This window comes from Mesorhizobium sp. WSM4846 (assembly GCF_055811415.1).
On sequence record NZ_JBVVPZ010000098.1, the window covers coordinates 1 to 1,123 of the forward strand.

General features: G+C 65.3%; 2 protein-coding genes. One reads left to right on the forward strand and one right to left on the reverse strand.

Annotated elements, in window-relative coordinates:
• On the forward strand, positions 1-797 hold a 797-nt coding region (locus AC0L15_RS33160), incomplete at its 5' end, for a CobW family GTP-binding protein (RefSeq protein WP_473498405.1).
• Positions 798-1,010: 213 nt separating this feature from the next.
• On the opposite strand, the gene AC0L15_RS33165 is transcribed toward AC0L15_RS33160, so the two are convergent.
• On the reverse strand, positions 1,011-1,123 hold a 113-nt coding region (locus AC0L15_RS33165), incomplete at its 5' end, for a sulfurtransferase TusA family protein (RefSeq protein WP_473498407.1).

Here is a 1,123-nt window from a genome sequence, read left to right on the forward strand (position 1 = left end):
GCCTCGCCGATCCGGCGCCGGTGCTGCAGTCGATCATGGCCCATCCGGCGCTGGTCGAGGCCTTCCGGCTCGACGGGGTCATCACCCTGGTCGACGCGGTCAACGGCGATGCGACGCTAGACGCCCATGTCGAGGCGGTGAAGCAGGCGGCGGTCGCCGACCGCATCGTGCTGACGAAAGCCGATCTGGCTACCGATCCGCGCGACGTCGAGGCCTTGCGGGCGCGGCTGCGGCAGATCAATCCGGGTGCCGAGCTGCTCGATGCGGGTGACAGAAGGACCGATGCAGCGGCGCTGTTCGATTGCGGCCTCTACAACCCAGCCACCAAGTCCGCCGACGTGCGGCGTTGGCTGGGCGAGGAAGCCGCCCATAGTCACCACCACCATGGTGACCACGGCGACCATGACCACGATCATGACCATCGGCACGATTCCCGGGTGCGCTCCTACTCGCTCGTTCATGACGGGCCGGTGCCGTTTTCGGCGATCGAGATGTTCCTCGACCTGTTGCGATCAGCACATGGCGAGCGCCTGCTGCGCATGAAGGGCGTCATCGAATTGCTGGAAGACCCGTCGCGGCCACTGGTCGTCCACGGCGTCCAGAAGATCCTGCATCCGCCGGCGCGGCTGCCGTCCTGGCCGGATGGCCAGCGCGGCACAAGGCTGGTGCTGATCACGCTCGACATGCCGGAAGATTACGTCCGCCGGCTGTTTGCCGCTTTCACCAACCGGCCGTCGATCGACACACCGGACCGCGCAGCGCTGGAAAACAACCCGCTGGCCATCGCCGGGCGGTAGGCTTCTCGTCTTGCAGACGTAGCGCTGCCCCTCACCTGCCTGCCGGCATCCTCTCCCGTATAGTGACGGAGAGAGGGGGCGCTCTCGTCAGCGATTTTGCCAACAGCGTTGCAGAAAGAGCGCCAAGGTTGCGGCCAGTTTCTTTCTCCCCGTTTACGGGGAGAAATGTCCGGCAGGACAATAAGGGGCAGCGCAGACAGAGCGGAATTGCTCTCAGCCGCCGCGCTCGACCAGAAAGCGATGGCCGCCTGATATCGCTGCCGTTTCGATCAATCGATGGCCGCTCTCGGTGCAGAAGGCGGGAATGTCGATGACGGCGAGGGGGT